This is a genomic window from Sphingomonas sp. Leaf198, assembly GCF_001424005.1.
Taxonomy (GTDB): domain Bacteria; phylum Pseudomonadota; class Alphaproteobacteria; order Sphingomonadales; family Sphingomonadaceae; genus Sphingomonas.
In genome coordinates this window covers 516,751-541,438 of record NZ_LMPX01000001.1, presented here as the reverse complement: position 1 = coordinate 541,438, position 24,688 = coordinate 516,751, and the positions used below count along the sequence as shown (strand labels likewise).

Sequence of the window (24,688 nt, the reverse complement as noted above, 5' to 3'; positions counted from 1 at the left end):
CTGCCGGATGTAGAGGGTCAGGCCGCTTTCGACGCGGCCGTGAAGTTTCCCCAGTCACTGACGAACTTCTGCACCTGGCGCGTGATGAAGCCGAGGCTCGGGTTGGCGTAGACCGAGTGGAACAGATCCTCGCCGGTTACCGGCTCCGCTGCGCCGTCCGGCTGATATTCGAAATTCTCGAACGCCGACGTGATCGCGGCGAGATCCTCGGCGGTTTCCGAGACGCGTTCCTCAGGATTCGACGCGGTCATCTTGCCGTCGTTGTCCTGCATGCGCTTGAGCATGCGGGCGGACTGGCGCGATTCAACAACGCCGTATGCCTTGCTGCCCGGACCGTGCACCAAGATGCGAACCGGCAGCGTGCGCTCGGCGTCGGCGAACAGCAGTTCGCCGGCGGGGTTCTTGACGTGCAGGGCGGCGGTCGACGTGGCGGCGAGCAGTGCGATATTGAGCTTCATGATGTGGATCCTTCGCGGGAGGATGGCGCACCAACCCGCCCCGCACCCGCGATAGCGAGGCGAGCTGGTGCAAAAGGAGCCGGCGTCGCGGGCGCCGGGAGGGGAAAGGCGTTAGGCTGCGCCGGCGACCTTCACCGGCTTGGTGCAGATCTCGAGCGTCGGCGCGGCCATCACCATCGAATCGGCGCCGTCGATCGTCTCCGGCATGCCGAAGGTGCGGCCCTGGAAGAACCGCTTCGCGCCGTCCTGAAGCGTGGCCCTGAACGAATAGAGCTTCTGGCTCTCGTCGTCGGCGGACGTCTGCAGGATGTTCTGGCCCGCATCGGCGCTGTCGAGCGCCACCGAAGGCTGCAAAGCACCGTAATCGGGCGAACCCTTATACTTCTGCTTGCCACCCTTCAGCGGCTGGAATTCGACCTTTGCGAACGTCGTGCCGATCGTGCCGATCTTCTCGACGTTGCCGATATCGGTGAACGTCAGCGCGGTGAAACCGGCTACATCGTTGGTTGCCGGGGCGGCAACGCTGATGGCGAGCGTCGAGCCCGCCGCAGTCTGGGACGTCATATTTTTCTACCTTTCTCGAGGCAAGCCGGCTCTGCCGGCAGAAGGTCGCTCGCGCGGACGTGAGCGACGGGGGTTAGCTGCGGGTGCGGCCGGTCTTCGCGGGATCACCGGCGTTGGCTGCGGCGGTATCGTCGGCGACAGCCTCGACGAGGCCGGCCGCGCTGTAATTGCCAAATTCCCCGGCGGTGATGTTGATGGTCGTGCCGGCGGTGAACCGCTTTTCGCTGCCGGCGTCGGTGAAGTCGCGCGTCACGGTCGCCTTGACGGTCTTGGTTTCGGTATCGGACATGGTGGTCTCCTTGGTGGTCAAGCGGGAGCGTCGAAACTGACGCGGAAATCCTGGGTCTGTTCGAAGGCATTGCCGGGGCCACGCGCGTCGGGGCCGGTACCGGCGCTGAGGATCGAGACGCTTTTGCCACCACCGACATTGCCGGTGCGACCAGCGCAGCAGCTGCGGGCAAGGCGGATCGCCTTGCCCTGGTCGCGATACGTCTCGGCTCTGACCGTCACAGCCACGCGATCGATGGTCCGGACGGTCCCCCCGCGTTTCAGCGCCGGCCGTTCGACGCTGCTGACCAGGCGCACGAGCAACGCCGGCAGCACGACGTTTTCAGGTAATGCGCCAGCCTTGATCTGCTCGGCTGCGATCAGCGCGATCAGCGCGTCGTCCGTGCGCAGCAGTTCGCCGATGATATCCACACCGGTCATGCGTCGTCGCCTTCCGGTTCGGCGCCCGCAAGGATCCCCGACGGTGTGATATGCGCGATGATGTAGCTCTGCGCCGCGGCGATCGCCTCGTCGCCCTTGAGGTCGAGCGACGGCCGCAGGAACGGATGCGGCTTGGCACCCGGATGGAAAACCGTCTCGCCGATGAACTTGCCGCCGATGATCATGGTGCGCTTGGCGGTGCTATTGAAGCGGCCGACGCTCATGCCGCGACGCTCGTCTTTTGCGATCGTGATGAAATGGGCGTCCGTGCCGTATTCCAGCCAGTTGGCGATCGCCCGCCCCCAGCCCTTGCGGACCGTGATCTTCATCGTGATCCGGCCCGACTCAACCTTGCTGCGCATAACCAGCGCGTCGTCGACATCGGACGAGACCGACCGTTCCTTGGCCTCGGCGAGGATGATCTTGCCGCCTGCGCGCGCGGCGCCGCGCAGGACCTTGTTCTCGATCTCGGCCGGAAGCTGCCGAAGAAAGCGCTGCACGTCGGCCATGCCGCGGACGGTCGGCATCAGGTACGCGCCGCGCGGGGATTGTAATCCTCGACCATCAGCTCGGTACCGCCGCGTCGGCCGAGCTCGGCCGGACCCGCGACGATCTGCATGATACGGTCGCCGAGCACGAGCCGCATGCTCGGATCGATATCGTCACGCCAGTACATGCGGACCCGCGCCGGTCGCGTGCTGGTGGTAAAACCGCCCTCGAGCTGCTCGCCTCGGCTGGGCAACTTGTCCTGGATGCCGACCCAGATCTCTTCGACCAGTTCCCATGCATCGGCGCCGGCGTCATCGAACGACTCCGCGACGAGTTTACGCTCGAGGCGCACCAGGTGCTCGAGTTCGCCGGGACGAACGACGATCATCCGACCGACTGCGCCATGAAGCGGCCGATCATCGGGCGGAGCTGGTCGTCGGTGAGCTGCGGCGCTTCGCGATTCACGAAGAAATCCGACAGCGCGAGCTTCACGCAGTGCACCACCATGGCGGGCACCTGGTCGACCGTCGACCAACCCGCCGCGCCGACCAGCTCGCGGCCGAGGAAGCTCTCGATCCGTCCCTGCGCCGCGGGGATCAGGTCCAGGACCTGCGCATCGGCGCTGCCGCTGACGCGAAGGAAGGCACGCGCAGCGGCGATCGTCAGCACGCCGCTATCGATCGCCGCTACGTCGACCATCGCTTAGGCGGCCGGCTTGTCGTCGGTCTTCGCCGACGTGTGCTTGTTGGCGATCTTGCGGTCGACGAGATCCTTCTCGATCTCGGTGTCGAACTTGGCGACGTCGTCCTTGTTGTAGTGCGCACCGACGTGGTGCGCGTGGATGAATTTTACGGCCATGCAGGGTCTCCAGATGCGCGTCAGGCGGCCGAAGCCGCCTGACGCAAGGTTGGTTGTGATGAGCGGCGATCAGGCCGCAGGCGGGTTACGCGCCCCAGGTGACGCCGGTGAGCATCGCGAAGGCGGCCGCATAGCGCGTGCCGGTATCGTGCTCGGCAATCAGACGGACGACGGTCTCGTCGTTCGAGAACGCCGAGCGCATGACGCCGGCATCGTCGTATGCCGCGGTGTCCGAGCTGGCGATCGTCACCGCCTCGGTGTCGCCGATGAGCAGCTGCGAGAAGTCGCCGAAGTAGACCTCCGACTCGTTGCCGCCTGCGCCGAGGTTGTCCGGCACCGACGTCGTCATGCCGATCGGGTAGCCGTACAGCGTGCCGTTCGCGCCGATCTCCGGGAACGCGATATTGCCGTTCCCGTCGCGCATCGTCTCGAGGTACATCTTCGTCCGCGGGCTCATGATCCAGCCGCAGCTGATCATAGGCACGTTGGAGTTGATGACCTTGAGGCGAACACGCATCAGGTCGTTGGTGACCGTCACCAGGTTCGGCTGCGCGGTCATCGTCAGCTTGTTGCCGGCAAGCATGAGCGCTGCCACCCCGTTCGGCGTGAGCGTATCGCCGGTGTTGCGGATGAACACGGCGTCTTCCTTGACCGCCACCCCCTCGAGCAGATCGTCGCGGACCATCTGCACCACGCCGATCGAGGCGCGGCGGATCAGCTGGTTCGTGATCGGCACGAGCGCGCGCAGCGTCTTTGCCGACATCGACATCGTACCGACCTGCACGTCGGTCGTCGGCGCCGGCTGGCGTTCGCCGACATAGCCCGCGGTCGTGCCCTGCGTCTTCTTGCGCATGGTAAGGTTGCCCTCGGGCATCGGGATCGAGCGCGCGCCGAGGCGGCGGACGACGACGCGGGGGCGGAGCAGGTCGACGAAGTCGGCGCTGTAGGCCGTGTTGATCAGGAAGCCGCCCCGAACGTTGGTCGACTGCTCCTGGTTCGCCACGATCTGGCCGGTCTCGGTGCCCCAGACCTGCTCGGCATGATCGGCCGCGGCGCGCTGGTCCATGTTGCAGGCCGCCAGCGACATGGTGATGCGGGTGAACATCGTGCCGGCAGGGAGTGCCACGGCAGGCACGGCCGGTACCGTACCGGGGCCGCCGGCGGGCGTGCCGACGACGATCGGCGCCGCGGTCGACGCCTTCAGCTTGAGAACCTGCTCTTCGCGGCCGATCTTCGCCTGGATGCCGGCCGCCTCGGTCATCTTGGCGTCGAAGTCGGTCTGCTCTTCGGCGGTCAGGTCGCGGTCGCCATCGGCGGTCGCGGTGGTCGTGATCAGCTCGGCTGCCGCGAGAACGCCGGCAAGGCTCGTCTTGAGCGCGGTGATGCGCATAGGTAGGTCTCCTGGGGTTTCAGAGGCCGGCGCGGGCGTGCGCAAGCTTCAGGGTGTTCTCCGCGGCCGTGCGCCGGGTGGAGGAAGTGCGGGTCGCGAGGCGGCGGATCGCCCCGTCCAGGCCGTCGGCCTCGACGCGGTCGGCCATGCCGGTTTTCACCGCCGGACCGCCGGCGAGCACGCCGCCTTGTCCGAAGTCGCTGCGGACAACCGCCTCGGTGACACCGCGGCCGCGCGCGACCGCTGCGATGAACACGTCCTCGAGCGCATCGACCGTCCCGCTGATCACGGCGCGCCCCTCCTCGGTGGTGAGGTCGGGGCGCTTGTTGGGTGCGTTCTTGCTGACGATCGCGATCTCGCGCCGGCCGGCCTGGTCGGGGTTCTCCTGGATGCTGCCGCCCATCATCACGCCGATCGAGCCGACCATCGCGGTCGCGTCGATCGAGATCTGGTTCGCCTGGCTGATGATCCAGTAGGCGGCCGAGCAGCCCATGCCGGTGACGTGCGCGGAGACCGGCTTCGGCGACTGCGCGACCATGCGCGCGAACTGCGCGATATCGGTGGTAACGCCGCCCGGGCTGTCGACGACCAGCAGGATCTTGCGAACCGCCGGGTCGGCCTGAAGGGCACGGAAGTCGGCTGCGAGCAGATCGAGCGCGACCGCACCGCCGCCCGACGGGCTCATCATCGCCGCGCGCGGCAGGATCGGGCCGAAGATCGGCAGCGCGCCGACGCCATCGCGGATCGCGGCCGATCGCGTGCCCGCCGCCCGTTCGCCCATCTGCGCGATCGCCTCGAAATGCCGCTTGACGTGACCGTCGTCGGCAACCGCCTGGACGGCCGGATGATCGAGCGCACGCACGGCCATCGCCTCGATCGCCTCGAGATAGCCGGGCATGATCGCCCACGGCACGGACCGGATGGCCGCTAGAATACGGTCGTTCATTCTGGATCCTCGTCTTTCTCGGGAGCCGGCAAGGCGACCGGCGGGGGCTGCTGCTCGCCCTCGATCTGCGAACCCGACCCGACGCGGTACTTCTCGCCGCCTGGTCGCTTGTTCCGGTTCTCGAGGCTGCGAACCTCGTCCGGATTGAGGATGCCCTTGTCGATCGCGATCGAATACGCCTCGTACCGGCTCTTGATGTCGCCCTTCAGCAGGGCGTCGGGCAGGAATTCGAAGAAGTGACCGGGCTCGGCGAACTGGTGCGTCGCGGCCGCGGCGACGCGCTCGAAGTGCCCCATCATCGAATACAGGATCAGCTCGAGGCTTTGCTGCTCGATGTTCGAAAACGTCGCGCGGCTCAGCTCGAAGACGACATGCGGGGGAACGCCGAACGCGCGGGCGATCTCGACGACGTAGAAGCCGCGGACCTCTACATACTGGCTCTTCGCGTTGTCGTGCGCGAGGAACTTGGCGTCCATCTCCTGATCGAGCACCGCGACGGCGCCGGCGTTCTTCGGTCCGGAGAAGCGGCTCTGCCAGTCGTTCTTGAGCTTGGTCTTGTCGGTCGCCTCCATCTTCGACTTGGAGGTCAGGATGGTCGACGGCTGTGCGTTGTTCTCCCAGAAGCGCGCGGCGAACGCCGACGTCGCCGCGGCCGCCTGCAGCGTGTCCTGCAGCAGCTTCAGGCGATCGATGCCGACCAGGCCGTCACGCGAGAAACCCGGAATATACCAGAGGTCGTTGCGGGTGAGCCGCTCGAACGTGCCATTCGGTAGATGGGTGTCGTAGAACACCTCGAGCCCATCGGCCTTGTCCCAGCTCGATACCGGCGAGATCCCGTGCGGATCCACGCGGGTCAGTTTGCTGGCGCGGTAAAGCGGATCCCGGTGGATATAGCCCGCGAACCGCCCGGTCATGATCAGGTCGCCGAGCATCAGCTCCTTGAACAGGAAGGCGTTCTGCACGTCGTTCGTGCGGGTCCGGAGCATGATCGCCGGCGGGGCGTCGTCGACGCGCACCTTCCCGCCATCTTCCGACCGATAATAGACCAGTGGTGCCATCGCGAAGAGGCCGGTCAGCACCTCGAGCGCGCGTAGGACGGCTGGCGACGACAGTGCCGCTTGCTCGCCGATCGGACCGCCCCGCGAACCGCCGAGCAGATTCATGAAAGTGTAGCCGCTGGTGTCGCTCATGCCATCGGCCGAGGCGACGATCGCCGGCGCGGCAGGCCCCATCGGCATGCCGGCAGGTTCTTCGGCGGTTACGGCGACGTCGTCGGCGCGATCGCCACGAAGGGCGCGTGTAGCCGCGCGAGCACGGTCAAGAATTCCCATGCTCAGATCCCCGTATATTCGAAGGTGTTGGTGCGCGGGTTCCGCGTCATCAGCTGCACGGCGTTGAAGCCCGCCAGCAGCGGATCGATCTTCGCCACGCCCGACATCTGCTTCGTGATCAGGATCGCGCTGCCGCGCGGTTCGACCTTCGCGTTACCGACGCACCAGTTCATCAGCAGCTGGCCGGCATGCTTCAGGGTGCCGTCCTTCAGCTTGCGCTCGGTGCCCTTGATCGCGCCGGTAAGGCGAAAGCCCTGCGGTACCGCGACCAGCTGGTCGGCCGTGAAACCGCGGCCGGACAACTCGTCGACCAGGGCGGCGACGCCTTGCGGATCCAGCCCGATCGCCGCCTCGTCGGGAAACAGCCCGGCATCCTTCACCCGCTCGAGGAGATCCGCGACCTCGACCAGGTCCTGCGTCGGCTCCGCACATTTGATCAGCGTTCCTTCCGACATGAAGTCGGTCAGCTTGCTGACGATGTCCTTGCGCCGCTCGAACACATCGAGATGCGCCCATGCCCGGTTCCACATCAGCCAGGTGCGCGGATCCGACTTCAGTCGGCCGAGCAGCGCCAGGCCGAACAGATCGTCGAGCCCGCCGCCATCGATGCCGGCGACGGCGACCTCGACCAGCTCGAGGAAACCCTCGAGCGAACCGTCCCACAATTCCACCGCGGCTTTCGCCTGGGCCCAATAGACCGCACCAATCCAGGCATCGTGCCGCAGCCCGACGCCGATCTCGACGTTGAGGTGCTTGGCGTAGAACACCTGCTTGGTGCCGTCCTCGGCGTTCTCGATCTTGCGGAACTGCGCCTCGAGCCACGGCTGGCTAACCGACCGGCCGAGGTTCGGGTTGGTGATGTAGAAGTTCGCCGGGTTGAGATGCTCGTCATTGGCAAGCATCTCGTCCGGGAATTCGTACAGGACCGGCAGAAACTCTTTGTCGACGACCTTCCCGTCGCGGACATCGCGGGCGTAGGCCAGCTTCTCCTTGAACACGCCGGCGGGCGGCTCGTCGGATTGCGTCGTCAGGTAGAGCGTATAGCCCTCCGGACGCGACACCTGACCACCGGCCGCCTCGCGCAGCATCGAGTCCGCGTTCGCCTTCTTGCCGAAGAGCCATAGCTCGTCGACGAGCACCCGGCTGGCCTTCTTGCCCGACACCGTCGCCGCGTCGGCCGCGACGACCTTCAGCGTCGCCTTGGTGTCCCGGTTGGTGATGAGCCGTACATGCTCCTGGATGTGGAGCAGATCCGCCAGCTCCTCGTCCGCCCGGATCATGTCGCACGCCGGCTTGAAACTGTTGCCCGCCACCTCGATCGTCGGCGCAAGGATCAGGTTCTCGTCCGACGGGCGCCAGCCGCAGATCAGCTCGGTCAGCATGATGCCGGCCGCGATCGTCGACTTGGTGTTCTTCTTCGACACCAGCAGCAGGCCCTCGCGGATCAGCTGCTCGCCCGTCTCGGCGTTGTAGGCTCCGAAGATCGCGGCTGCGAAATCGAGCAGCCATTCGTCGGCGCTCTCGCCGATCGTCCAGGTCTCGTCGGTATCGGGATTGATACCGAGGTCGGCAATCTTGAGCGCGGTGAAGACCGCCATCTTCGCCTCGGCCGAGGCAGGAAACAGCGGCGTGAACGGGATCAACGTGCGCCGATCGCGGAGCCGTCGTTTCCAGTCGAGGCACGCCGTCGACCAGGTCGGATCGGTCAATTGATCGTCCTGGTCGGCGCGCCGATCGCACCGAACTTACGACCGACGGCCGTCGCGCGGTCCTGCGCCTGCGCCTTTTTGCCCTTCGTCGGCGCGGCCGTTTCGTTGATGACCTTCAGCGACGCGGCGAGGTTCTTCACGATCTGCGATCGCGCCGGCAGCGACACCGCTTTCATCATCGCGTCGCGCCGAGCGTCGTTCTCGTCGTTGGCGGTGAGGATCTCGATCGACTCCTCGAGTTCGCCCTGGAAGCTCGTGACCGCGTCCAGCTCGTCGAGCATGCGCGCGACCAGCTGGCGGGCGTTCTCGGCGATCGTGCCGGCGTCGATCGGCTCGCGGACCTCAACGGGATCCGCGATCGCGATACGCGGCGCGGGAAGCAAAGTGCGCACCGGTTGGCGCGTGCGAACCGGCCGTTCCCAGCCCTTCAGCTTCGCGCGTTTGCGAATAGCCGCTTCGGAAATCTCGTGCCGATCAGCTATTTCCCTGATCGAATCGTCACCCGACAAGTATTCGTGCTCAATGCGCGACCACTCTTCAGATGTTTTGCGGACTGCCATCGATCAGCACTCCGCCACGAAAGTACGCACCCGGGGACACCCAGGAGGAAATAATCTCCGCGTGGGAGCCATAGGGGTCCAGGGGGTCGGCCCCGGCCAGGGATCGACCCACCCCCCTGCCCCGCGGAGTCAGGCTAGAAAGGCAGCCCGCTCGGCACGCTGCTTGTGCTTGTCATGGCATGGCTTGCAGAGCGTCTGCAGGTTGGCGAACAGCCAGAAGAGGCGCTCGTCGCCGCGGTGCGGTTCGCAATGGTCGGCGACCAGGCGTGACGTGTCGGCCGTCGTGAAGCCGCAGCCAGGCCACTGGCAGGTGTAGAGATCCCGGGTGAACACGAGCACGCGCAGGGCACGCCAGCGCGCCGACTTGTACCACTTGTGCCAGGGCTTGAAGAGGCGGCGATCGGCGTCGGCGCTGCGCTCGACGGGGGCAAGGGAGCCCATCGTCGGCTTCAGCCTGGTCAGCGTGCTGCCGATCGCCTTCAGCTTACCCACGACGCTTACGCGGACGCCAGATCGATGGTGACCGGATGCCACGGCGCGTCGTGCGCGGGGCGGTCGTAGAAGCGGACGTAGGTGCGCGAGCCGATGACGCGGATCGAGTCCTTGATTGCCTCCATGGCGCGCAGCCAGCGGACGTCGGCAATGTCCAGGCGGAGCAGGCGGAACAGCTCGGCCCGGTTGATCTTGCCTTCCTTGTCGACCTGAAACACGCCGTTGACGACAGCCTGCAGCTCGACCGGCGTACCGCCTGCCCAGCCCATGAGGCATTCGTCGATCAGCACTTTGGCGGCCTGCAGCTCGGGGCCGAACTCGAGAAGATCGGCGACCTGCACCTGAGCCCGCTCGCGGCCGTCGAAGGTAAGCAGCGTGATGTTGCCCTTCGGCCCGCCGACCGTCGTGCGGTACTCCTGTGCCAGCAGCGCTTGGAATGCACCGACGCGCTCGAACGTCCGGACCTTGAACGCGGCGATCTGTGCAGACATCTCGCGCGCATCGGCCAGGATGGCGCGAACCGTCTCGTCCATGAGCAGATCAACCGGCTTGACCGCGGCGAGCGGGACAAGACTGCCCTTGGCGTCCCGCAGGTACATGGTGCCGGAGACCTCGACAGCGACGGGGTGCTGCGCGGCGGTCATGCCGGCGTACCCTGCGGCGTGCTCGGTGCGGTGATCGCGGCGATCGTCTCGACGGGTAGGAACCGTAGGATCTCGCGCATCAAGCTGACCGGCACGCCGATCAGCGCGGTGTCCGGATGTCCGGCGTCGACGGCACGCCGCATAGCATCGAACGGGATAGCCATTACCAGCATGCCTTGGTGCCGTCGGCACTGAGATAGAGGGGCGGACGGGCAGCGCGACCGGCGTTGCCCCGGAACGGCTCGAGGACGTCGCGGGCGATGCCCTGCGCCAGTTCCTCGAGCTCGTTGTATTGGTCGGCGGAATCAATGCCCAGCCGCGCTCGTTGGGTCAGCTCATCGAACCGCGGTGTGATGCGTTCGAGCTGATCGGCCAAATTCGAGTTCGACTGGGCAGGCCGTGCATCCGGTCCAGATCGATCATGACGCATTGCAGATCTCCCTTCGGGATGGCGTGCTCGAGGGGGGCGAGCGACGCCAAGCAGATACAACTGTGGCGGGGTCGATTTGCGAGTTACGTGACCGTTTGGGCAGGTGTCCTTGTGGGAAGTTCCCCAAAGGTCACCCCTAGCAGCGCTTCCAGCTGTCCAGCGCCGAGACCAGGATCGATCGGGCTCGTCGGTTGGAAAGCCGCCAGTCCCGCGCGGCCGTGGTCAACGCCATGTCGTCGACGATGATCGCCAGCAGCATCAGGGCATGCGGAGCAACCGCGTCGCGCCAACGGGCGTATGCGCGCTCCCGAATCACGGCAGCGATTGGCGCGTGCGAAGCGCTGTGCGGACCGCCACCGGAGCTGCGCGGCTCCAAGTTCGCAGTGCGAACCGCAACTTCGGCCGTGATGAAATGGTACGCTTCCGCGATCTGATCGGCCGCGGCGAGCTGGTGCGCATCGATCGCGCCGGTAGCAACGAGGCGGGCAAGCGCACCCTCGCGTCGCGCCTGTACCGCGGCGTGCTCGTGCGTCTCGGCCGTGCCGTTCGTCTTGTGCGACCAGCGCTCACGCAGCAGCACGCGCTCCTCGATGCCGGGATCGAGCGTGACGATCGCCGGCGTCTTACCTTTCTTCAGCCGGTTCGCGCCCTTGGGTTTCGGACGCGGTTCGCCGAGCACCAGGTGCGCGACGCGCTGCCGCTCGCGTTCGAGCGCTTCAGCAAGCGACGGCGCTTCGTCAGTAGGTAGGTATGGCATGAGGATCCCCGGCGTCGACGTCAGAGATATGCTCGAGGATCGCCACGAGCGGGAGATGACCTTGTGGTAACGGCAGCACGCGATCGGCGCCCGCGAAGTCGTCGTTCACAACGACGCCCATCTGGCGCATCCGATCGAGCAGCTGCCGCTCGAGCAACCCGGGCACGGTGATCGCGCGTTGCGCGCCAGCCGCGCGCTCGATCATCTTCTCGAACGCCAGCTTCTTCACCAACGCCTTCGCCCGGGTGTCGCTAACGTCCAGCGCCAGTGCGATCTCGCGCATTGCGGGACTGCGGCCGTGCTCCAAGATGTACTGAGATATGAAATCGAGCGCCTGCTGCTTTCGGCTCGCTCGCGCCGGTAACACCTCTGAATATACGCCCATTGTTCCCCCAGATCCCCTGTAAGAACATAGGGAGAATCATGCGAGGGCGCCAGCATGATGACGGACGCTCCATGGCGGAACTGCTGCCAGATCCTTGCCGCGGCGGAGCGACCTGGAGCGCCGCTAGGTTGCGGGATTACGGAGTTTAGATCGAAAACCGACCGATAAATCATTGACGCTCAATGATTAGATTGTCCCCTTGCGATACCGACAACAAATCAGGTGACGATCATGATCAAGAGAATTCTGGTTATTGCAAGCTTGGCCATCTTGCCTTCGATCGTCGGCTCGGCAACGGCTGAACCGCGCGACGTAAAGTTCGACAGGTGCCTCGCTGGCTGCATCGAGTCCCGGCCCGGGCAAGCTGATTGGTGCGTTGCAGAATGTACGCGCCTCTACGACCCTAATTAATCCTATCGGTTGCGGCGGAGGGACTATCCGCCGCAACCTGCCGCGCCCCGCAGAAACCCGTTGGTTAGCGATGTCGTATGGCACGATGTACCCCAGCGATACCCCAGGCAGACCAACCGATCCGAGCGTCTAGATCGAAAACCGATCTGTTCCCGCAGTGTCCGCTTACGCCCAAATTCGGACGTTTGGGCGTGCGATCAGATCTCCCGATAGCCGCCATCCGTTAAGCTAGCTTACGAGCAGTAGTAGAAATCGCAGCGAGCATCGCGCATCCATACTATCGACGTGGCCGGGTTAAGACAGATATACTGTCTCTATGAGCTCCGATAACCCGCTGACGGCCCAAGATTTGAAGGACGAATTGGAAGTGTTACTACAACTCGCGGACGACCTCGGCCTCACGGTCGTTGGTGCGTTGCTAGCTTCCGCAATCAATGTGATCCCGATCGTTCGACATTGATATAATTCCTCCCCATCTCGACCATTTCAATTTAAACCAATAAGCTTTGTCGTTGATCAAACCGCCTTTTTAAGCGGCTCCGGTAACTTGTTGTCCGGGAGCATGTTCCGCAAATGCTCGTGTACCATGTGCTTGTTGAACGGCTTGGAGATGAACGTAGCCTTTTCGGGCATCTCGCCCGCTTTCGGTAGAACATGACCGGAAGCGATGACGATTTCGATCGCAGGCCAGCGTTCGGCGACATGCCGCGCCAACGCAAAACCGTTGGTATCGCCGGGCATGTCGACGTCAGAGAACAGCAGTACGATGCTTTCCCAGTTGGTGGCTAAGACGCGCTTTGCCTCGTCGCCGTCCATGGCTTCGTAGAAGCGGAATCCGGCGTCTTCGAGGATGGCAGTCGTATCCATCATGATGAGCGGATCATCATCGACAACGAGGGCGTAGGGTACGGTTGAAAGGGTCATGGAGCCCTAACCCTCCCGCCATAAGCAGAGTTGCGGCGCGCGAGGATTTTTGGTTGATTTCTTAGAATGCGACTGCGGCATGGCCGCATTTGCGGGCCATGCCAGGTGTCGTTTGCAGGCTGCTAACCGAGTAGTTTTGTCACAATGGTCATCGTTGTCTACTGACACTAAAGGACTAAAAAACATAGCGTCCAACGACATAAGGCCCGTTGAGCGCGCGAACGGAGTGACGTGTGCGAGATATCCAGGAAGAAGCGCGGATCGTCCGCGAACTGACGCGCGGCGATGGCGGATCTGACCCTTTTGCCTCGGCCGTGCGGGCAACGCGCATGCCGATGATCATCACCGACCCCCGGTTGCCCGACAATCCCATCGTGTTTGTGAACGACGCCTTTGGGAAGCTGACCGGTTATGCCCGCAGCGAGATCATGGGGCGCAACTGCCGGTTTCTGCAGGGACCGAACACGGACATGGCCGACGTCGGCCGGGTGCGGGACGCGATACGTGCGCGGGAGTCGATCGAACTTGACCTGCTAAACTACAAGAAGGACGGCACACATTTCTGGAACCGGTTGCTGGTTTCGCCCGTGTTTAACGACGACGGGGGGCTGCTCTATTTCTTCGCCTCGCAGTACGACGTCACTCTTGAGCGCGAACGCCTCGTCAATCTTCAGCTCGATCGCGATGCCCTCGAAGCAGAGGTAGAACGCCGCATTGCCGAGCTTCAGGAGAGCGAGCAGCGGCTTCAATTCGCCCTGGATGCCGGTCGCCTGGGGGCCTGGAGCATCAATCTCGATACGTACCGGCTGACGGCATCTGCCGAGTGCAAGAGGATATGCGGTCGTGCCCCGACCGATCCTCTGACCCTCGACGAACTGCGAGAGTCGATCCATCCGGAAGACCGGCAGATGCAGGTCGACGGCATAGAGCGCGCCGTACGCGACCGATCGCTGCTGGACCTTGAGTACCGCTTGCAGACGCCGGCAGGCGAGGAGCGCTGGGTACAGATCCGGGGACAGGCGAGCTACCGCGCCGATGGCACACCGTTGGCACTCGTCGGGACGACCCAGGACGTGACCGCACGGAGGCGCGCTGAGGAGCATCGGACCCTCTTGGCTAATGAGCTAAGCCACCGGGTGAAGAACACGCTTGCGTCCCTGCAGGCGATCGTCTCGCAAACGATGCGCCGGGCGACCTCTGTGGAGGAGGCCGGCACGACGCTGGAAGCACGCATACACGCGATGTCGGCCGCGAATGACTTGCTGATCAGTGGCAGGTTCGAGAGCACGTCTCTGCGTGCGCTGGTTGAGCGCACGCTTATCCCCTTCGGGGTGGAAGACGGTCAACGGTTCAAGCTTTCCGGCAAGGACCTTCAGCTCCCGCCACGCCTTGTCGTCGCATTCGCCCTTGCCCTCCATGAGCTTGCAACCAACGCCGCAAAATATGGCGCGCTATCGACCGCCGATGGGGTGATTGATCTGAGCTGGAAGGTCATGGACGGCTGGCAACCGCATGATCTCCACCTCACTTGGGTAGAGTCAGGAGGCCCACCGGTTGAACCGCCGACACGGACCAGCTTTGGAACACAGCTCATCCAGCGTGTTTTGGCGCACGAAACCGGCGGAACAGCTAAAATCTCATACCTTCCTGGCGGCGTCGTGTTCGAAGCCGTCGCACCGTTGGTCGACAGCGCCGACAACGACAACGAGCAGCATGATCGAGCCGAAGAAAGGAACTAAGGGGCTAGCCTCTCACAAAGCACTAAGCACAGTGCTTTCGGCTTGGCGTTATAGCCCCTATCCGTCTTGCCACTTATGGGTGAACAACGGCCCGTCCCCACAGGGTAGCAAGGACGGACCGGCCACGGCCGGAGGACGACCGAGGCAAGGCATAAACGATACCCGTCATATTAGTTTCCGGCGGTTTTCGCCGTTTTGCTTCGACTTCCCAACCCGGCCATTTCCAAAATTCGATCCTCTTTGAAAAGCCGACAGTTGCCCAATGTCTGCTATCGCCGCCCGCCTTCCCGAAAGCAGCCTGTCCGCTTTCCTTCCCATTCCGGACATTACCTCGGCGGATACACCCTCCGCCGCAGATGTACCCAAGCCGCAGAAATGCGTCATTCTCGACGTGCTACAGGGGCGATGTACCCCGACGATACCCCTGCTGGGCGGGATGGATGCGATACATCCATGATGGATGCAAAAAATGCTCTGGTGTCCTCGTCTTTTTAGCAATTTGATCGTGGCTACAGCACTACAAATCCGGCCCGAACGATGGAACCCGCTGTGCCCCACAATATCAATTACGAGCTGCTGACAGAGATCGAGCTAGCCATCGCATCGCGCGTCAGGACCGATCGCGAGCGGCGAAGCCATTTAGATCAAGCGGCAGTCTATGCGACGCTTGGAGAAAAGTACCGCGAAGAACGTGCGCTCTTAGGTCTTGCCGCATAGGTCGCAATGCGGCGGAGAGACCCTCCGCCGCAGCATCCCGAAACTTCCGGGAATACGCCGTTTTCGACCTCGCCATTTGACGAAGTACCCCGGCGATACCCCTGACCATTAGGCATGCGCCCGGGGACCTATAGTGTACTTATAACAAGGTCGGGCTAGAGGTTGTCTTTGTCCCCCCTTTCGAAGGTTCGTCATCGCCGGGATGATCAAGCGGCTCGCGGTGCTGGGTGCCGGAGTTAAGTGGTGAGGCGGTCGCGCCAACCTTGTCTTCGGGTTCTGCCGCGGAATCCTTCGCGGTCTCGGCCGCTGACATCTCCTTAGGCTCTCTAGGAGAGTAAGGATGAGCGGTAGCCGGGACGACAAACTCGCTGCTCAATAGCGCAGTACGCTTCGCCCCGACGAAGTCGGCGAATACGCCGATGATCGACTTCGCTTCAACGCTCAACCCAATCAGCGCCTCACGCGATCGCGCATGTGCCCGGCCTTCTAACTCGCGGGCCACCGGGAAGAGGTGTGCCGCGTTCTGCTCCTTGGCGAAAAACTCGGCGATGATTTCAGCGCGAACCCCCGCGAACATCTCCTCTAGCGCGTCACTCGTCTGCCGAGCCAGAGCTCTACCGTTCTTCACACCGTGCGAGATAACCGAGAGGACCATATCGATGCTGTTCTGAACTCGGTTGTCACCAGCGTCGCCGTACGTCACGCCGGAAAGAAGCAGATTATAGCGCGACTGCGGATTCTCGAACGCCAGTCGCTCAAGTGCAGCATCCAGCGACATGCAGGCGAGAGCCGCGGACAAAAATGCGCCCCGCATCGCCTGCTCGCGATGCTGTGGGCGGGTGGCTGCGCGCTCAGCGAAGAACCGGAAAGACGCAATTGCCTTGTTAAAGGCCGGGTACGGAGTGAGGCTAACCACTGCCGATTTGGCGGCGGCTATCTGCTTAAGCCAATCGCCGTCCTGCTTGTGCCCTGCGTATGATTGGATGCTCGAGGTCAACTCTTCGAGGCTCAGTCGTTCCTTCAACACATCGTCGCCGCCCGACCAATGCCTGAGGTAGGCAGCGGTCAGGAGCGCAACTTTCTGCTGCTGCGCGAATCGGGTAACCTTCGCGTTCGTATCAGTCGTGGCGACGACTGCCCGGTCGCAGTTGAGAGCCAGTTGCATACCCCGTGCCCACATGATGCGCTCGAACGCCTTGGGCGACTTTTTATCCTTCACGTCGACAAGCGCACGCGTCCGCACGCCACCGCCTTGCCGCCCGTACAGCCACACGTCGACGTCGGTAACTTCCTCGTCCTCGAACTGGATCGAGACGCTGCGGATAGCGATCAAGCCTTGTCGTGCAAAGAACGCACGCGCTAACTCTTCCAGCCCCGCACCCTTCGCCAAAACCATCAACCCCCACTCCTCAATCGGTCGAGCGTTTCGTGCACGAACCGCTTATCGGCAATGTCATTTTTAACGCGTACCTCGTTTCGGCTCGCATGAGGACCCTTGAAGGAGCGAGCCGGGGAACCGTCCAACAATACGGCGTCCTGTGCCGCAGCTCCACCGCGAACGATGGTGAGGGCTAGCTCACCGACGTCCTTCTTCAGGAGGCGCATGGTAAACCGGCCCCGGCTGCGTTCCGTGGTTTCCACGACTTGCCTCGCTTCCAGCTCGTGATAGTCCTCACCAATGGCGCGTACCCCGCCTTTCCGAGCGGCCAGCTCGTCGCCACGAACTAATGCTTTGATGAGAGCCTCCGGCATGGTGATCTGCCCCCGGGAGTAGCTGCTGCGCGTCTGCCCGTAGGTCAACGACGCGATCAGCGCTTTCGCATCGTCGATCGGATCCTCCTCAAACGGGCGTCCGTACTTCTGGAAATCGTTCGGCGACGCGATATACCCGACCGACTCGGTGCTGTTGCTGACCTCCATGCGGTCGAAAAGCCCGACGCTGACAAGACGTCTATACAAGTCAGCGCCGAGCATCTTTTCCACCTCGACCTCGTACATTGCACCGCGCCGAGACAGCTTATCTTGAACCTCACTCAGTCGTGCGCGCTCGTCAACCTTGAGCTGCTCCAGAACCCGGTGCGCCTTCTCCGCATACTTGCCGTCACGGAACGTGTGTGAATTGAACAGTATACCGTTCCCACGCTCTCCCTCCTCGTCGATCAATGCTGTCTTTTTCGAGAGGTCGACGAGAGTGGTAGCGTCCGCCTTCACAAGCTTATGCGTATCGGAGATATACTCCTCGGCTTCCGCGCGTTTCATCGGTTTGACCGAAACTTGCTCCGAGAGGTCCAGTATCGCTTGCTCGTCAGAAGTGGGGGCTTGGTCGTCGAAAATCTCGACAGTTGCTTCCAGGACCGCTTGAGTGGTCGCACCAAGAACGGCAAGCGATCCATCGCTGGTGACGTCAATGCGGCCAGCATCCTTCAATATTTGCAGACCGTCGCGCCTGGCGGACTTATCGATGCCGTTCAGCTGACAGGCGTTATCAACGACCTGCCTGGGAATGGTGAACGTGTTTGCCTCGTCTGACTGCCGCCGTAATAAGTTGTACAGCCTACCGACTTTACCAGAATGCGAAATGTTTTCGAGGCGAGCTGCACCGGCCCCCGAGTAGCCGTCTAAACTTTTAGACTGGGCAAGCAGCCAGGCGCCCTTCGTCTTCTTGTCCATAATCGCCAATTTGATACGCCTTCCCAGTTATATTGAGAAGGTACGATTGCCGACGTTGAATTTCCAACGACTTATTAGGTTCAAAAAGGAGTGTATCGGGATCATGCCGAAATTCGAGTATTTTCCGGATGGTCGAAGACTGGATGCCCGGAATTCTTACCGGCCAAGAGCTGGAAGCAGTTGTCTAAAGATCCCAGCACGTCAAGCGGATGCGTCTGCGGCGTGCGCTATCCAAGCCAACACCTGTATTTTTGCGCTCGAGATCCCCTCCGCCGCAGGCTTCCGAAAGCCGCGACTTTCTTACCGTCAATCAGGGGCGATATACCCCGGCGATACCGCAACTGCACCCGCTCTGGATCGCCGCCCCTTCCGTCGCACCACCGTTGATCGTGCTCCTTAGATACGTCATGGAACGGCATGGGACGAATTGATCATCGTGCGGAGGGCGCCCGACAATGGGTAACCGGCCTGGTCGTGATCGCCGCGACCATCGTGGGTTTCTTTGGATTCGCCCGGCTCTCGCGCGAATGGACGCTGGGCATATCAGCCAGCATCCTCGTTGCCTTGGTCATCTTCTTCTGGTTCGTCGGTCGCAGTGCGACCCGTGGGCCTCGGCGATAGCACCTGAACGACCTTTCGACTGTCCGGCACATATTCCCATGCCTTCCCCAGCTCCCGCTCCTTCCACTCGACCCTGATTTCCATCCGAACGCCCTCCTGAAGGCTGATCGGAATGGTCTTGTCGGTTATTGCCTGCAGGAATTCGAGGTCAGCCATTTGGGCCGAGAACCGCACCCCATCGCGAGAAAAGCCCCAATGCCTCGCGCTGACGTAGAACGGTGCCTGCATCAGCACGACGCTCCAGATCTCGCTGCGAGTCTGTTCCGCCGGCGGCGCGGCCTCCGCCGTATATAACCCCCCTCGCATGGCGAACTGCGATCGATCGATCGTCACGATCGGGGCACTGGGAGCGCCGGCCGCTTTGACGACGACATTCGTGATAGCTGGATCGCGGTCGAGCGCTCGATAGAAGCGCATCGCCGAACGGGACGCGTCGGCGCTTTCGCGAATCGCATCCGTCATTCCCCGTAGCAGGTCACGATCCTTTTCGCTCAAGGCGACATCCTGCACGTCGGTATCGAGCGACTGCTCCACGAATGTGGACAGGCCCGCCGTCGCCACGGCAATTGCAAGGCCAATCGCGGCCTTCTTCAGATACGGAAAGTGATCGGCACCGGCGCTAATTATTGCCGCATGATCGTCGATCAACTTTAGGATCTGCTTGAGCGACCCTTCCTCGCGCGCGATCAGCTCAACGCGAATATCAGCATAAGGGTCGATCGCCCGCGCTGCGTCACGAGCTAGATCAATCCATGCGAGCAGACTTTCGGCAGCAACCGCAGCATCAGCGTTCCGGCCATCCTTGAGCCCGAGCTGCAGGACAATTTCACCGTCGTCGATCATTTCGTTACCGCCTTTGCGATCTCGATGCGGTTACGCGCGATTAGGCGATTGCACTGCGCTAGGGTGAAGTTCATTTCAGTATCGTTGAGCCCAATATCGAACGACTTCAGGTAGTATTCGCGCGTTCGAGCGTCTTCCGATCGGCCGAATTCCGCTGCCAGCGCATCAGAACGGTCCTTTCCGATGCGCTTTCGGCAGGTGCCGGCAGACAGCATCATGTCGCCACGTGCCCGGATTGCCGGTGTCTGCCAGCTGGCTAGGCCGCCGTCCTCTAACATGCTGTCGGCGAACGCAGTTGCTGCCGTCTGCGGGTCGAACCCGGCGGGCGCAGTAATGAGGCGAGAGAAGATCGGGTCGTTCGTAGCCTCTACGCACATGCGGCCATACGCGACGAACATGGTCCGCAACTTCCTCAGCTCAGCTTCGGTTTTTGCCTGTTCCGACGCCGTTTCGAGGTCGATCGCGAACGACTTCGTCACCCGGTCGATCGAAGCTTGCTTGAGACGCTCGACTGTGTCGGGATCAACCTGCCAAGCCGATGTTTCTGCTTTGAACGCGGTCTCGACCTGGTCGCCTAGGTCGCGCACGACGGTCATACCCAACCGCCCGCACAAGGGCGACGTGACCGCAAACCGCGACACACGGTCGATCCGGTCCTGTTGGGCCTGCGTCTGTGCAATCGCAGGCGCGGCCGATGCGGCGGAAGCTACGGCTGCGAAGCGAACCAAGTGGAACAGCCATGCACGCCCATATATTAGAGCGCTCCCCAGAAAGCCCCCCGCCGTAACCGGCGTGGGAGAAGAACAAGTGATAGGTGATTCGGTATATCGAGCGACGCCGGCGTGCATCGAAGGATGTTCGCCATGCCTGATAAAATGCGCAGTCATCGCGGCCGTTCGCGATCACCGGTGGCAAGCACTCGAGAACGCGCTGTTGCAGCCCTCTGCGTCACAAGAGGAGCTTGCAAGGCTGAGAGGCCGATGGGCAGTTGCTGAGCAAGCTCACGAGCGAGCTCAGCCCGCGACAGCCCGTCCCCCGCGATCTCTAGGAAAGCCTCGAACATTTGCTCCAATGCGGGCTCGCTCGGGAGCGTGACAGGCATCATAATGATCTGAGGCATTGGAACCGGAAGCGGGGCATCCTCTTCCGGATTGTCAGTTTCCCCGCTCAAATACGCGGGGGTAGTTCGCAGCTCTCGCGCAATCAGATGAAGCTTTGTCGACCCCTTCTTTGCTGAATGTAGAAGCTTGTAGATTGTGGGTTGAGCCACCCCGACACGACGCGCCAGTTCAGATTGGGAGATGCCCAATCTGTCCATACGTTCGCGTACTCTTTCGCTGACGATCATCGATAGGAAAGTATAGCTTCAGGTATTGACGGCCATCCACGTCTAGGTATAGTTGACCAATACCCAAAGCTATAGAGCCGAATCGCATCAACCATGCTGGACCGTCCACCCACACCACGCTCTTCACACGACGCGCTGCGCCGCGCCGTGGAAGCCATGGGTTCGCAAAGCGCGGTCGCTCGCCTGCTCGGCGTTTCCCAGCCGTCGGTCTGGAAATGGCTGTCAAAGGCCAAGGCGCTGCCAGCCGAACACGTTTTGGCGATCGAGGCGGCAACCGGAATATCGAAGCACGAGCTTCGCCCGGACATCTATCCCGCGGCGGACTCGGACAAAGCAGCGCTCCATGCCAACACGGCGCCAGCGCTTTGACGTACGTAGCTTCATCTCTTCCTCTCGGCCGCCAGCCCGGCGGCGAGCGTCGACAGCAGTTATTGTCTCCCTGGCTGCTGTCGACGTCCACCTCATCACAGAACATTTGCCCTCGCGCTGCCTCACGCGCACCGGGAATGCGAATCGGCGTTTCCCGACATGGGTAGCGCGCAGCTCCCCGTTGCCGAGCGTCGGCTTGCCGAGGCGACCAAGCGTGCCGTTCAGGCCGCGGGCGGTGGCAAGGTATGTGAGGACGAAACCGGCCTCTCGGATACCCGGATCTCGTGCTTCTGTTCGAAGAACGATCCCGCAAGCATCTCAGTTCGTAACGCGGTTCGGATCGATGGCATCGGCGCTCGCGAAGACGGGCATCCACACATCCTGAACGCAATGGCGAACCTCCTGGGCGCCGTCGTGATCATGCTTCCCGACCACGACGGCTCCGAGCCCTGTCTCCGCAGCGGTGTCATGGCGCTGAGCATCGAGGTTGGCGACGTGTCGCGCGCCGTAGCAGACGCGCTCGCCGGCACCAGCGAGGACGGCACCAAGGTTACGGTTCGCGAAGCGGAGGCAGCTCTCGATCATCTCGTCGATCTGGAGCGCGCAACTGCAAGACTCCGCCGCCAGCTCGAACGCATCTGCTCTCCACCGGAAGAAGCGCCGCCCTAACACCAAACCACTGCTCACCTGACACCGCCGCCGCCGCCGCCCCGCCCCGCCCCGCCCCGCCCCGCCCGCGATCATAACGATTCGCGGGGCGGGAAACTGTTGCCTGGATCATCCCGCCATGACTGACCGACGCGAAGCCCTATTCAACGTATCCGCTAAGCTGCGCGAACTGGTCCCCGTGCTGCAGGCGCTCGCCAAACCGAGCGATCACAACCTGCCGCTCGGCACGCGCTTCCTGCTCGACGCGATCGATCACGTCGACGTCGCGGCCGGCGCCGATCGCCCCATCAGCCCGGGTACGTACATACGCCTCACGCGCGAGAACCTCGGCCTCACCGTCGAGCAGGTCGCGCTGAAGCTAGAGACAGATCCGGACGTCTGCGCCCGCCGGCGCGCGGCTTGGCTGACCGATATCGAGGCCGATGCGGAATCGATCTCAGATCGCACCGCCCTAGTGCTCCACGATGTGATCGACATCGACCTGCGCGTCCTGGCGCACTGGATCGCCATCGCGGAGGCCCGGACGCTCGCCGCCGACCGATCAGCCGGCGCTGAGGACCTCGCGGAATGATCTCCCGCCGCACGATCCATGCGGTCGCCTCCATGCTGGCGGGAATCGCGATCGCGTTCTTCGTCACCAGCCACCCGGCCGCCGCCGGGATCGTGATCTCGATGGCCGTGATCCTGCTCGTCTGGAGCGTCGAGTCGATCCGTAACACTGCCACCACCCATCCGGAGAAGCGCCCATGAGCATCCGTTCGCCCCAGCCGGCCATTGGTTCGCTGAAGATCCAGCGCTCATACACGCCGCCCGCTCCGTACGTCGTCCAGATCCACGAGCACGACTGCAATTGCGCGGCATGCGCGCCGTATGTTGGACGCCGTGCGGATACGCTTTCTGCCGCCACGATCGGCAAGCTCATGATCGCCGGCATCGTCTGCGGCTTGGCGATAATCCTGACGATCGACCCGAACGGCGCGGTAGCCGCGTTGCGCGCGACGGTCGGGCTGATGTGATGAACGAGCGCCAGATCGACGTGTGCTTTTGGATCCTCGTTGGCTTTGCCGGCGGGCTTGTCGCTATCTGCTTGCTCCTGCTCGCGCTCTTCGCGTTCCTAAATTGGCAGCGCAAGGCAGTCTTCGCGGCGCAAGAGCGTCGATCGCCAGCCGACCGCCATTCTAGCGACGTCATGCCCTCGTGAAGCTGCCGCTCGTCGCTGGCAGGGGGAACGTATGACGTCGGCCGCCGCCCCCGAGCGCGTCGGCATCGCTGACGCCGTATTGATCACTGGCATGTCCCGCCGCACCCTGCAGGACCTCGCGCCATCAATCCCCGGCGCGAGCAAGCCGGCAGGGCGCTGGCTCTTCGCCGTCGCCGAACTCCGCGCTTGGGTCACACGTACAACGAAGAGGCCTTCATGCCGAAAAATCTATACGTCCGCGCGGGCATCTACTGGGCGCGCTTCAAGGTCCGCGGTGTCGAATACCGAGAAAGCCTACGAACGCGTTCTGAGCGGGTCGCGGTGAAGAGACTGGCGCTCTTACGTGAGCAGGTGGAGGACGAGTCCGTCTTCGGCGTCGCCGGCCCTGTAAGCTGGGCTGATGCCGTGGTGAGCTGGAGCCAGCGCATTTCCACAGCCGTCGGTGCTCAAACCTACACCCGCTACCTATGCAGCTTGCGCCAGGTCCGCGGGCACTTCGACCAGTTGTCAGTGCAGCAGATCTCGGCTGACATCTTGAAGGACCTCATCAAGGCGCGTCGACGTGCCGGGGTGAAGAACGCGACGATACGCCGCGATCTTACGGCGGTTTCAAGCGTGCTCGACAACGCGGCCGACGAGGGCTGGATCTCTGATAATCCGGCGGTCGGATTGAACCGACGTCGAATCGTGCCGGAGCGGATCGAGCGGATCGTCCTGCCTCAGGACGCCTCGATCGCGATGGTGTTCCCGCGCCTGGTCCCGCGTGTGCGTGACCTGTGCGAATTCACGCGCGAGACCGGCCTGCGCCTCGACGAGGTCACCGGTCTGCGCCACGCGTCGATCGACCGCAATGAGCGGACAATCACGGTTGAAAAGGGCAAGGGCGATAAGCTGCGCGTCGTGCCGCTGACGAAAATCGCCGAGGCAATCATCGATCGGCAGCCGCGTTACATCGGCAAGCCGTGGGTGTTCTGGAAGGACAAGGGACAGCGTCTGACGGAGGTATCGTCGCGCCTCGGCGATCTGACACGGCGAGTGGCACAGAAAGCGGCACGCGAAGAGGTGGAGTTCCACCGCTTCAGCCACCATGACTTTCGTCACCTGTTCGCCGTCGAATATCTTCGGTCGGGACGCGGCTCGATCTACGACCTACAGGGCGAGCTAGGCCACAGCACGATCACCGTGACCGAGCGCTATCTCGCGTTCCTGACACCTGACCAGGTGAAGAGCGCCAAGTCGGTGATGGCACAGCGCGGGGCACACTCCCCACGGTTCGAGGCCGCGAACGCTTGATGAAATCGCGCGTTTCTGCCCTTTTTGCGTCTTTCCCGGGAGTGGCACGCTACGTCTTCCTAAACCGTAGGCCGCGTGTTCAAATCTCGCCGGGGGCACCAGCTTTTCCGCGACCGTCATGTCCTTGCCGTCAAAGATGTTTATCCGGCTCTCGCATGCGTG

At 63.0% G+C, this 24,688-nt stretch carries 33 protein-coding genes; 8 read left to right on the top strand and 25 right to left on the bottom strand.

The annotated features are described in order from the left end of the window. Positions 1 to 17 precede the first annotated feature (17 nt). From ASG20_RS02455 to ASG20_RS02370, 20 genes are all read right to left on the bottom strand, one after another. Positions 18 to 458 carry a hypothetical protein gene (locus tag ASG20_RS02455; RefSeq protein ID WP_056048042.1) on the bottom strand — a complete coding sequence of 147 codons (441 nt, stop codon included), beginning with the start codon at positions 456 to 458 and terminating at the stop codon, positions 18 to 20. A 111-nt stretch (positions 459 to 569) separates the two neighbouring features. Next, on the bottom strand, positions 570 to 1,022 hold the full coding sequence (locus ASG20_RS02450) for a hypothetical protein (RefSeq protein ID WP_056048040.1): 453 nt from the start codon (positions 1,020 to 1,022) through the stop codon (positions 570 to 572). A 73-nt stretch (positions 1,023 to 1,095) separates the two neighbouring features. Further along, positions 1,096 to 1,311 carry a hypothetical protein gene (locus ASG20_RS02445; protein WP_156363998.1) on the bottom strand — a complete coding sequence of 72 codons (216 nt, stop codon included), beginning with the start codon at positions 1,309 to 1,311 and terminating at the stop codon, positions 1,096 to 1,098. Between the two features lie 17 nt (positions 1,312 to 1,328). Beyond that, positions 1,329 to 1,730 carry a hypothetical protein gene (locus ASG20_RS02440; RefSeq protein WP_056048033.1) on the bottom strand — a complete coding sequence of 134 codons (402 nt, stop codon included), beginning with the start codon at positions 1,728 to 1,730 and terminating at the stop codon, positions 1,329 to 1,331. Continuing rightward, positions 1,727 to 2,257: an HK97 gp10 family phage protein gene (locus ASG20_RS02435; RefSeq protein ID WP_056048030.1), complete on the bottom strand. Its 531-nt coding sequence runs from the start codon at positions 2,255 to 2,257 to the stop codon at positions 1,727 to 1,729. The genes ASG20_RS02440 and ASG20_RS02435 overlap by 4 nt, the downstream gene beginning before the upstream one ends. Beyond that, positions 2,257 to 2,607, bottom strand: coding sequence for a phage head completion protein (locus tag ASG20_RS02430; protein ID WP_056048026.1), 351 nt, complete (start codon positions 2,605 to 2,607; stop codon positions 2,257 to 2,259). The genes ASG20_RS02435 and ASG20_RS02430 overlap by 1 nt, the downstream gene beginning before the upstream one ends. After that, positions 2,604 to 2,918, bottom strand: a complete 315-nt coding sequence (locus ASG20_RS02425) for a head-tail connector protein (RefSeq protein WP_056048023.1) — start codon at positions 2,916 to 2,918, stop codon at positions 2,604 to 2,606. Before ASG20_RS02425 ends, ASG20_RS02430 begins: the two co-directional genes overlap by 4 nt. Positions 2,919 to 2,921: 3 nt before the next feature. Beyond that, positions 2,922 to 3,077, bottom strand: coding sequence for a hypothetical protein (locus ASG20_RS19255; RefSeq protein WP_156363997.1), 156 nt, complete (start codon positions 3,075 to 3,077; stop codon positions 2,922 to 2,924). Between the two features lie 85 nt (positions 3,078 to 3,162). Continuing rightward, positions 3,163 to 4,467 (bottom strand): phage major capsid protein, encoded by a 1,305-nt coding sequence (locus ASG20_RS02420; protein ID WP_056048020.1) that lies wholly within the window; start codon positions 4,465 to 4,467, stop codon positions 3,163 to 3,165. A gap of 19 nt (positions 4,468 to 4,486) precedes the next feature. Continuing rightward, positions 4,487 to 5,413 carry a S49 family peptidase gene (locus tag ASG20_RS02415; RefSeq protein ID WP_056048017.1) on the bottom strand — a complete coding sequence of 309 codons (927 nt, stop codon included), beginning with the start codon at positions 5,411 to 5,413 and terminating at the stop codon, positions 4,487 to 4,489. Next, on the bottom strand, positions 5,410 to 6,744 hold the full coding sequence (locus ASG20_RS02410; protein WP_056048014.1) for a phage portal protein: 1,335 nt from the start codon (positions 6,742 to 6,744) through the stop codon (positions 5,410 to 5,412). Before ASG20_RS02410 ends, ASG20_RS02415 begins: the two co-directional genes overlap by 4 nt. A 2-nt stretch (positions 6,745 to 6,746) precedes the next feature. Further along, positions 6,747 to 8,453, bottom strand: coding sequence for a terminase large subunit (locus ASG20_RS02405; protein WP_056048011.1), 1,707 nt, complete (start codon positions 8,451 to 8,453; stop codon positions 6,747 to 6,749). Further along, on the bottom strand, positions 8,450 to 8,845 hold the full coding sequence (locus ASG20_RS02400) for a hypothetical protein (protein WP_236698730.1): 396 nt from the start codon (positions 8,843 to 8,845) through the stop codon (positions 8,450 to 8,452). The genes ASG20_RS02405 and ASG20_RS02400 overlap by 4 nt, the downstream gene beginning before the upstream one ends. A 297-nt stretch (positions 8,846 to 9,142) precedes the next feature. Continuing rightward, complete coding sequence (locus tag ASG20_RS02395; RefSeq protein ID WP_236698729.1) at positions 9,143 to 9,505, bottom strand: HNH endonuclease; 363 nt, start codon at positions 9,503 to 9,505, stop codon at positions 9,143 to 9,145. A 5-nt stretch (positions 9,506 to 9,510) separates the two neighbouring features. Beyond that, positions 9,511 to 10,149, bottom strand: a complete 639-nt coding sequence (locus tag ASG20_RS02390) for a DUF3164 family protein (RefSeq protein ID WP_056048008.1) — start codon at positions 10,147 to 10,149, stop codon at positions 9,511 to 9,513. Continuing rightward, a complete protein-coding gene (locus ASG20_RS19250; protein WP_168371594.1) occupies positions 10,146 to 10,313 on the bottom strand; it encodes a hypothetical protein in 168 nt (55 codons plus the stop codon). The genes ASG20_RS02390 and ASG20_RS19250 overlap by 4 nt, the downstream gene beginning before the upstream one ends. Continuing rightward, positions 10,313 to 10,525 (bottom strand): hypothetical protein, encoded by a 213-nt coding sequence (locus tag ASG20_RS02385; protein WP_056048005.1) that lies wholly within the window; start codon positions 10,523 to 10,525, stop codon positions 10,313 to 10,315. Before ASG20_RS02385 ends, ASG20_RS19250 begins: the two co-directional genes overlap by 1 nt. A gap of 190 nt (positions 10,526 to 10,715) precedes the next feature. Then, a complete protein-coding gene (locus tag ASG20_RS02380) occupies positions 10,716 to 11,336 on the bottom strand; it encodes a hypothetical protein (RefSeq protein ID WP_056048003.1) in 621 nt (206 codons plus the stop codon). Beyond that, the gene (locus ASG20_RS02375) at positions 11,317 to 11,721 is read right to left on the bottom strand and encodes a LexA family protein (RefSeq protein WP_156363995.1); all 405 of its coding nucleotides are present in this window, start codon (positions 11,719 to 11,721) and stop codon (positions 11,317 to 11,319) included. The genes ASG20_RS02380 and ASG20_RS02375 overlap by 20 nt, the downstream gene beginning before the upstream one ends. A 927-nt stretch (positions 11,722 to 12,648) precedes the next feature. Further along, positions 12,649 to 13,056 carry a response regulator gene (locus ASG20_RS02370; protein ID WP_056047997.1) on the bottom strand — a complete coding sequence of 136 codons (408 nt, stop codon included), beginning with the start codon at positions 13,054 to 13,056 and terminating at the stop codon, positions 12,649 to 12,651. Positions 13,057 to 13,289: 233 nt separating this feature from the next. On the opposite strand from ASG20_RS02370, the gene ASG20_RS02365 reads away from it, so the two are divergent. Next, the gene (locus ASG20_RS02365) at positions 13,290 to 14,795 is read left to right on the top strand and encodes a PAS domain-containing protein (RefSeq protein ID WP_056047992.1); all 1,506 of its coding nucleotides are present in this window, start codon (positions 13,290 to 13,292) and stop codon (positions 14,793 to 14,795) included. Between the two features lie 856 nt (positions 14,796 to 15,651). On the opposite strand, the gene ASG20_RS02360 is transcribed toward ASG20_RS02365, so the two are convergent. The 5 genes from ASG20_RS02360 to ASG20_RS20135 form a co-directional block, all read right to left on the bottom strand. Further along, the gene (locus ASG20_RS02360) at positions 15,652 to 16,908 is read right to left on the bottom strand and encodes a hypothetical protein (RefSeq protein ID WP_056047989.1); all 1,257 of its coding nucleotides are present in this window, start codon (positions 16,906 to 16,908) and stop codon (positions 15,652 to 15,654) included. Further along, complete coding sequence (locus ASG20_RS02355; RefSeq protein ID WP_156363994.1) at positions 16,908 to 18,191, bottom strand: hypothetical protein; 1,284 nt, start codon at positions 18,189 to 18,191, stop codon at positions 16,908 to 16,910. Before ASG20_RS02355 ends, ASG20_RS02360 begins: the two co-directional genes overlap by 1 nt. Positions 18,192 to 18,725: 534 nt before the next feature. After that, the gene (locus ASG20_RS02350; protein ID WP_056047984.1) at positions 18,726 to 19,646 is read right to left on the bottom strand and encodes a hypothetical protein; all 921 of its coding nucleotides are present in this window, start codon (positions 19,644 to 19,646) and stop codon (positions 18,726 to 18,728) included. After that, positions 19,643 to 20,374 (bottom strand): hypothetical protein, encoded by a 732-nt coding sequence (locus tag ASG20_RS02345; protein WP_056047983.1) that lies wholly within the window; start codon positions 20,372 to 20,374, stop codon positions 19,643 to 19,645. Before ASG20_RS02345 ends, ASG20_RS02350 begins: the two co-directional genes overlap by 4 nt. Before the next feature lie 155 nt (positions 20,375 to 20,529). Continuing rightward, positions 20,530 to 20,964, bottom strand: coding sequence for a helix-turn-helix domain-containing protein (locus ASG20_RS20135; RefSeq protein ID WP_443025889.1), 435 nt, complete (start codon positions 20,962 to 20,964; stop codon positions 20,530 to 20,532). A 123-nt stretch (positions 20,965 to 21,087) separates the two neighbouring features. On the opposite strand from ASG20_RS20135, the gene ASG20_RS02335 reads away from it, so the two are divergent. From ASG20_RS02335 to ASG20_RS02305, 7 genes are all read left to right on the top strand, one after another. Continuing rightward, on the top strand, positions 21,088 to 21,363 hold the full coding sequence (locus tag ASG20_RS02335) for a transcriptional regulator (RefSeq protein WP_056047977.1): 276 nt from the start codon (positions 21,088 to 21,090) through the stop codon (positions 21,361 to 21,363). Between the two features lie 159 nt (positions 21,364 to 21,522). Beyond that, on the top strand, positions 21,523 to 22,032 hold the full coding sequence (locus tag ASG20_RS02330) for a phage regulatory CII family protein (protein ID WP_056047975.1): 510 nt from the start codon (positions 21,523 to 21,525) through the stop codon (positions 22,030 to 22,032). A gap of 118 nt (positions 22,033 to 22,150) precedes the next feature. Beyond that, positions 22,151 to 22,603 carry a hypothetical protein gene (locus tag ASG20_RS02325; RefSeq protein ID WP_056047972.1) on the top strand — a complete coding sequence of 151 codons (453 nt, stop codon included), beginning with the start codon at positions 22,151 to 22,153 and terminating at the stop codon, positions 22,601 to 22,603. After that, on the top strand, positions 22,600 to 22,782 hold the full coding sequence (locus ASG20_RS02320; protein ID WP_056047968.1) for a hypothetical protein: 183 nt from the start codon (positions 22,600 to 22,602) through the stop codon (positions 22,780 to 22,782). Before ASG20_RS02325 ends, ASG20_RS02320 begins: the two co-directional genes overlap by 4 nt. Next, positions 22,779 to 23,048: a hypothetical protein gene (locus tag ASG20_RS02315; RefSeq protein ID WP_056047966.1), complete on the top strand. Its 270-nt coding sequence runs from the start codon at positions 22,779 to 22,781 to the stop codon at positions 23,046 to 23,048. Before ASG20_RS02320 ends, ASG20_RS02315 begins: the two co-directional genes overlap by 4 nt. Further along, positions 23,048 to 23,233 carry a hypothetical protein gene (locus ASG20_RS02310; RefSeq protein WP_056047963.1) on the top strand — a complete coding sequence of 62 codons (186 nt, stop codon included), beginning with the start codon at positions 23,048 to 23,050 and terminating at the stop codon, positions 23,231 to 23,233. Before ASG20_RS02315 ends, ASG20_RS02310 begins: the two co-directional genes overlap by 1 nt. 216 nt (positions 23,234 to 23,449) lie before the next feature. After that, a complete protein-coding gene (locus tag ASG20_RS02305; protein ID WP_156363993.1) occupies positions 23,450 to 24,526 on the top strand; it encodes a tyrosine-type recombinase/integrase in 1,077 nt (358 codons plus the stop codon). The last annotated feature ends 162 nt before the right edge of the window (positions 24,527 to 24,688 follow it).

Excerpts from the sequence above, each read along its gene's own strand:
- ASG20_RS02455 (WP_056048042.1), bottom strand. The coding sequence starts at position 458 with ATGAAGCTCAATATCGCACTGCTCGCCGCCACGTCGACCGCCGCCCTG.
- ASG20_RS02450 (WP_056048040.1), bottom strand. The coding sequence starts at position 1,022 with ATGACGTCCCAGACTGCGGCGGGCTCGACGCTCGCCATCAGCGTTGCC.
- ASG20_RS02445 (WP_156363998.1), bottom strand. The coding sequence starts at position 1,311 with ATGTCCGATACCGAAACCAAGACCGTCAAGGCGACCGTGACGCGCGAC.
- ASG20_RS02440 (WP_056048033.1), bottom strand. The coding sequence starts at position 1,730 with ATGACCGGTGTGGATATCATCGGCGAACTGCTGCGCACGGACGACGCG.
- ASG20_RS02435 (WP_056048030.1), bottom strand. The coding sequence starts at position 2,257 with ATGCCGACCGTCCGCGGCATGGCCGACGTGCAGCGCTTTCTTCGGCAG.
- ASG20_RS02430 (WP_056048026.1), bottom strand. The coding sequence starts at position 2,607 with ATGATCGTCGTTCGTCCCGGCGAACTCGAGCACCTGGTGCGCCTCGAG.
- ASG20_RS02425 (WP_056048023.1), bottom strand. The coding sequence starts at position 2,918 with ATGGTCGACGTAGCGGCGATCGATAGCGGCGTGCTGACGATCGCCGCT.
- ASG20_RS19255 (WP_156363997.1), bottom strand. The coding sequence starts at position 3,077 with ATGGCCGTAAAATTCATCCACGCGCACCACGTCGGTGCGCACTACAAC.
- ASG20_RS02420 (WP_056048020.1), bottom strand. The coding sequence starts at position 4,467 with ATGCGCATCACCGCGCTCAAGACGAGCCTTGCCGGCGTTCTCGCGGCA.
- ASG20_RS02415 (WP_056048017.1), bottom strand. The coding sequence starts at position 5,413 with ATGAACGACCGTATTCTAGCGGCCATCCGGTCCGTGCCGTGGGCGATC.
- ASG20_RS02410 (WP_056048014.1), bottom strand. The coding sequence starts at position 6,744 with ATGGGAATTCTTGACCGTGCTCGCGCGGCTACACGCGCCCTTCGTGGC.
- ASG20_RS02390 (WP_056048008.1), bottom strand. The coding sequence starts at position 10,149 with ATGACCGCCGCGCAGCACCCCGTCGCTGTCGAGGTCTCCGGCACCATG.
- ASG20_RS19250 (WP_168371594.1), bottom strand. The coding sequence starts at position 10,313 with ATGGCTATCCCGTTCGATGCTATGCGGCGTGCCGTCGACGCCGGACAT.
- ASG20_RS02380 (WP_056048003.1), bottom strand. The coding sequence starts at position 11,336 with ATGCCATACCTACCTACTGACGAAGCGCCGTCGCTTGCTGAAGCGCTC.
- ASG20_RS02375 (WP_156363995.1), bottom strand. The coding sequence starts at position 11,721 with ATGGGCGTATATTCAGAGGTGTTACCGGCGCGAGCGAGCCGAAAGCAG.
- ASG20_RS02370 (WP_056047997.1), bottom strand. The coding sequence starts at position 13,056 with ATGACCCTTTCAACCGTACCCTACGCCCTCGTTGTCGATGATGATCCG.
- ASG20_RS02360 (WP_056047989.1), bottom strand. The coding sequence starts at position 16,908 with ATGGTTTTGGCGAAGGGTGCGGGGCTGGAAGAGTTAGCGCGTGCGTTC.
- ASG20_RS02350 (WP_056047984.1), bottom strand. The coding sequence starts at position 19,646 with ATGATCGACGACGGTGAAATTGTCCTGCAGCTCGGGCTCAAGGATGGC.
- ASG20_RS20135 (WP_443025889.1), bottom strand. The coding sequence starts at position 20,964 with ATGGACAGATTGGGCATCTCCCAATCTGAACTGGCGCGTCGTGTCGGG.
- ASG20_RS02335 (WP_056047977.1), top strand. The coding sequence starts at position 21,088 with ATGCTGGACCGTCCACCCACACCACGCTCTTCACACGACGCGCTGCGC.
- ASG20_RS02330 (WP_056047975.1), top strand. The coding sequence starts at position 21,523 with ATGGGTAGCGCGCAGCTCCCCGTTGCCGAGCGTCGGCTTGCCGAGGCG.
- ASG20_RS02325 (WP_056047972.1), top strand. The coding sequence starts at position 22,151 with ATGACTGACCGACGCGAAGCCCTATTCAACGTATCCGCTAAGCTGCGC.
- ASG20_RS02320 (WP_056047968.1), top strand. The coding sequence starts at position 22,600 with ATGATCTCCCGCCGCACGATCCATGCGGTCGCCTCCATGCTGGCGGGA.
- ASG20_RS02315 (WP_056047966.1), top strand. The coding sequence starts at position 22,779 with ATGAGCATCCGTTCGCCCCAGCCGGCCATTGGTTCGCTGAAGATCCAG.
- ASG20_RS02310 (WP_056047963.1), top strand. The coding sequence starts at position 23,048 with ATGAACGAGCGCCAGATCGACGTGTGCTTTTGGATCCTCGTTGGCTTT.
- ASG20_RS02305 (WP_156363993.1), top strand. The coding sequence starts at position 23,450 with ATGCCGAAAAATCTATACGTCCGCGCGGGCATCTACTGGGCGCGCTTC.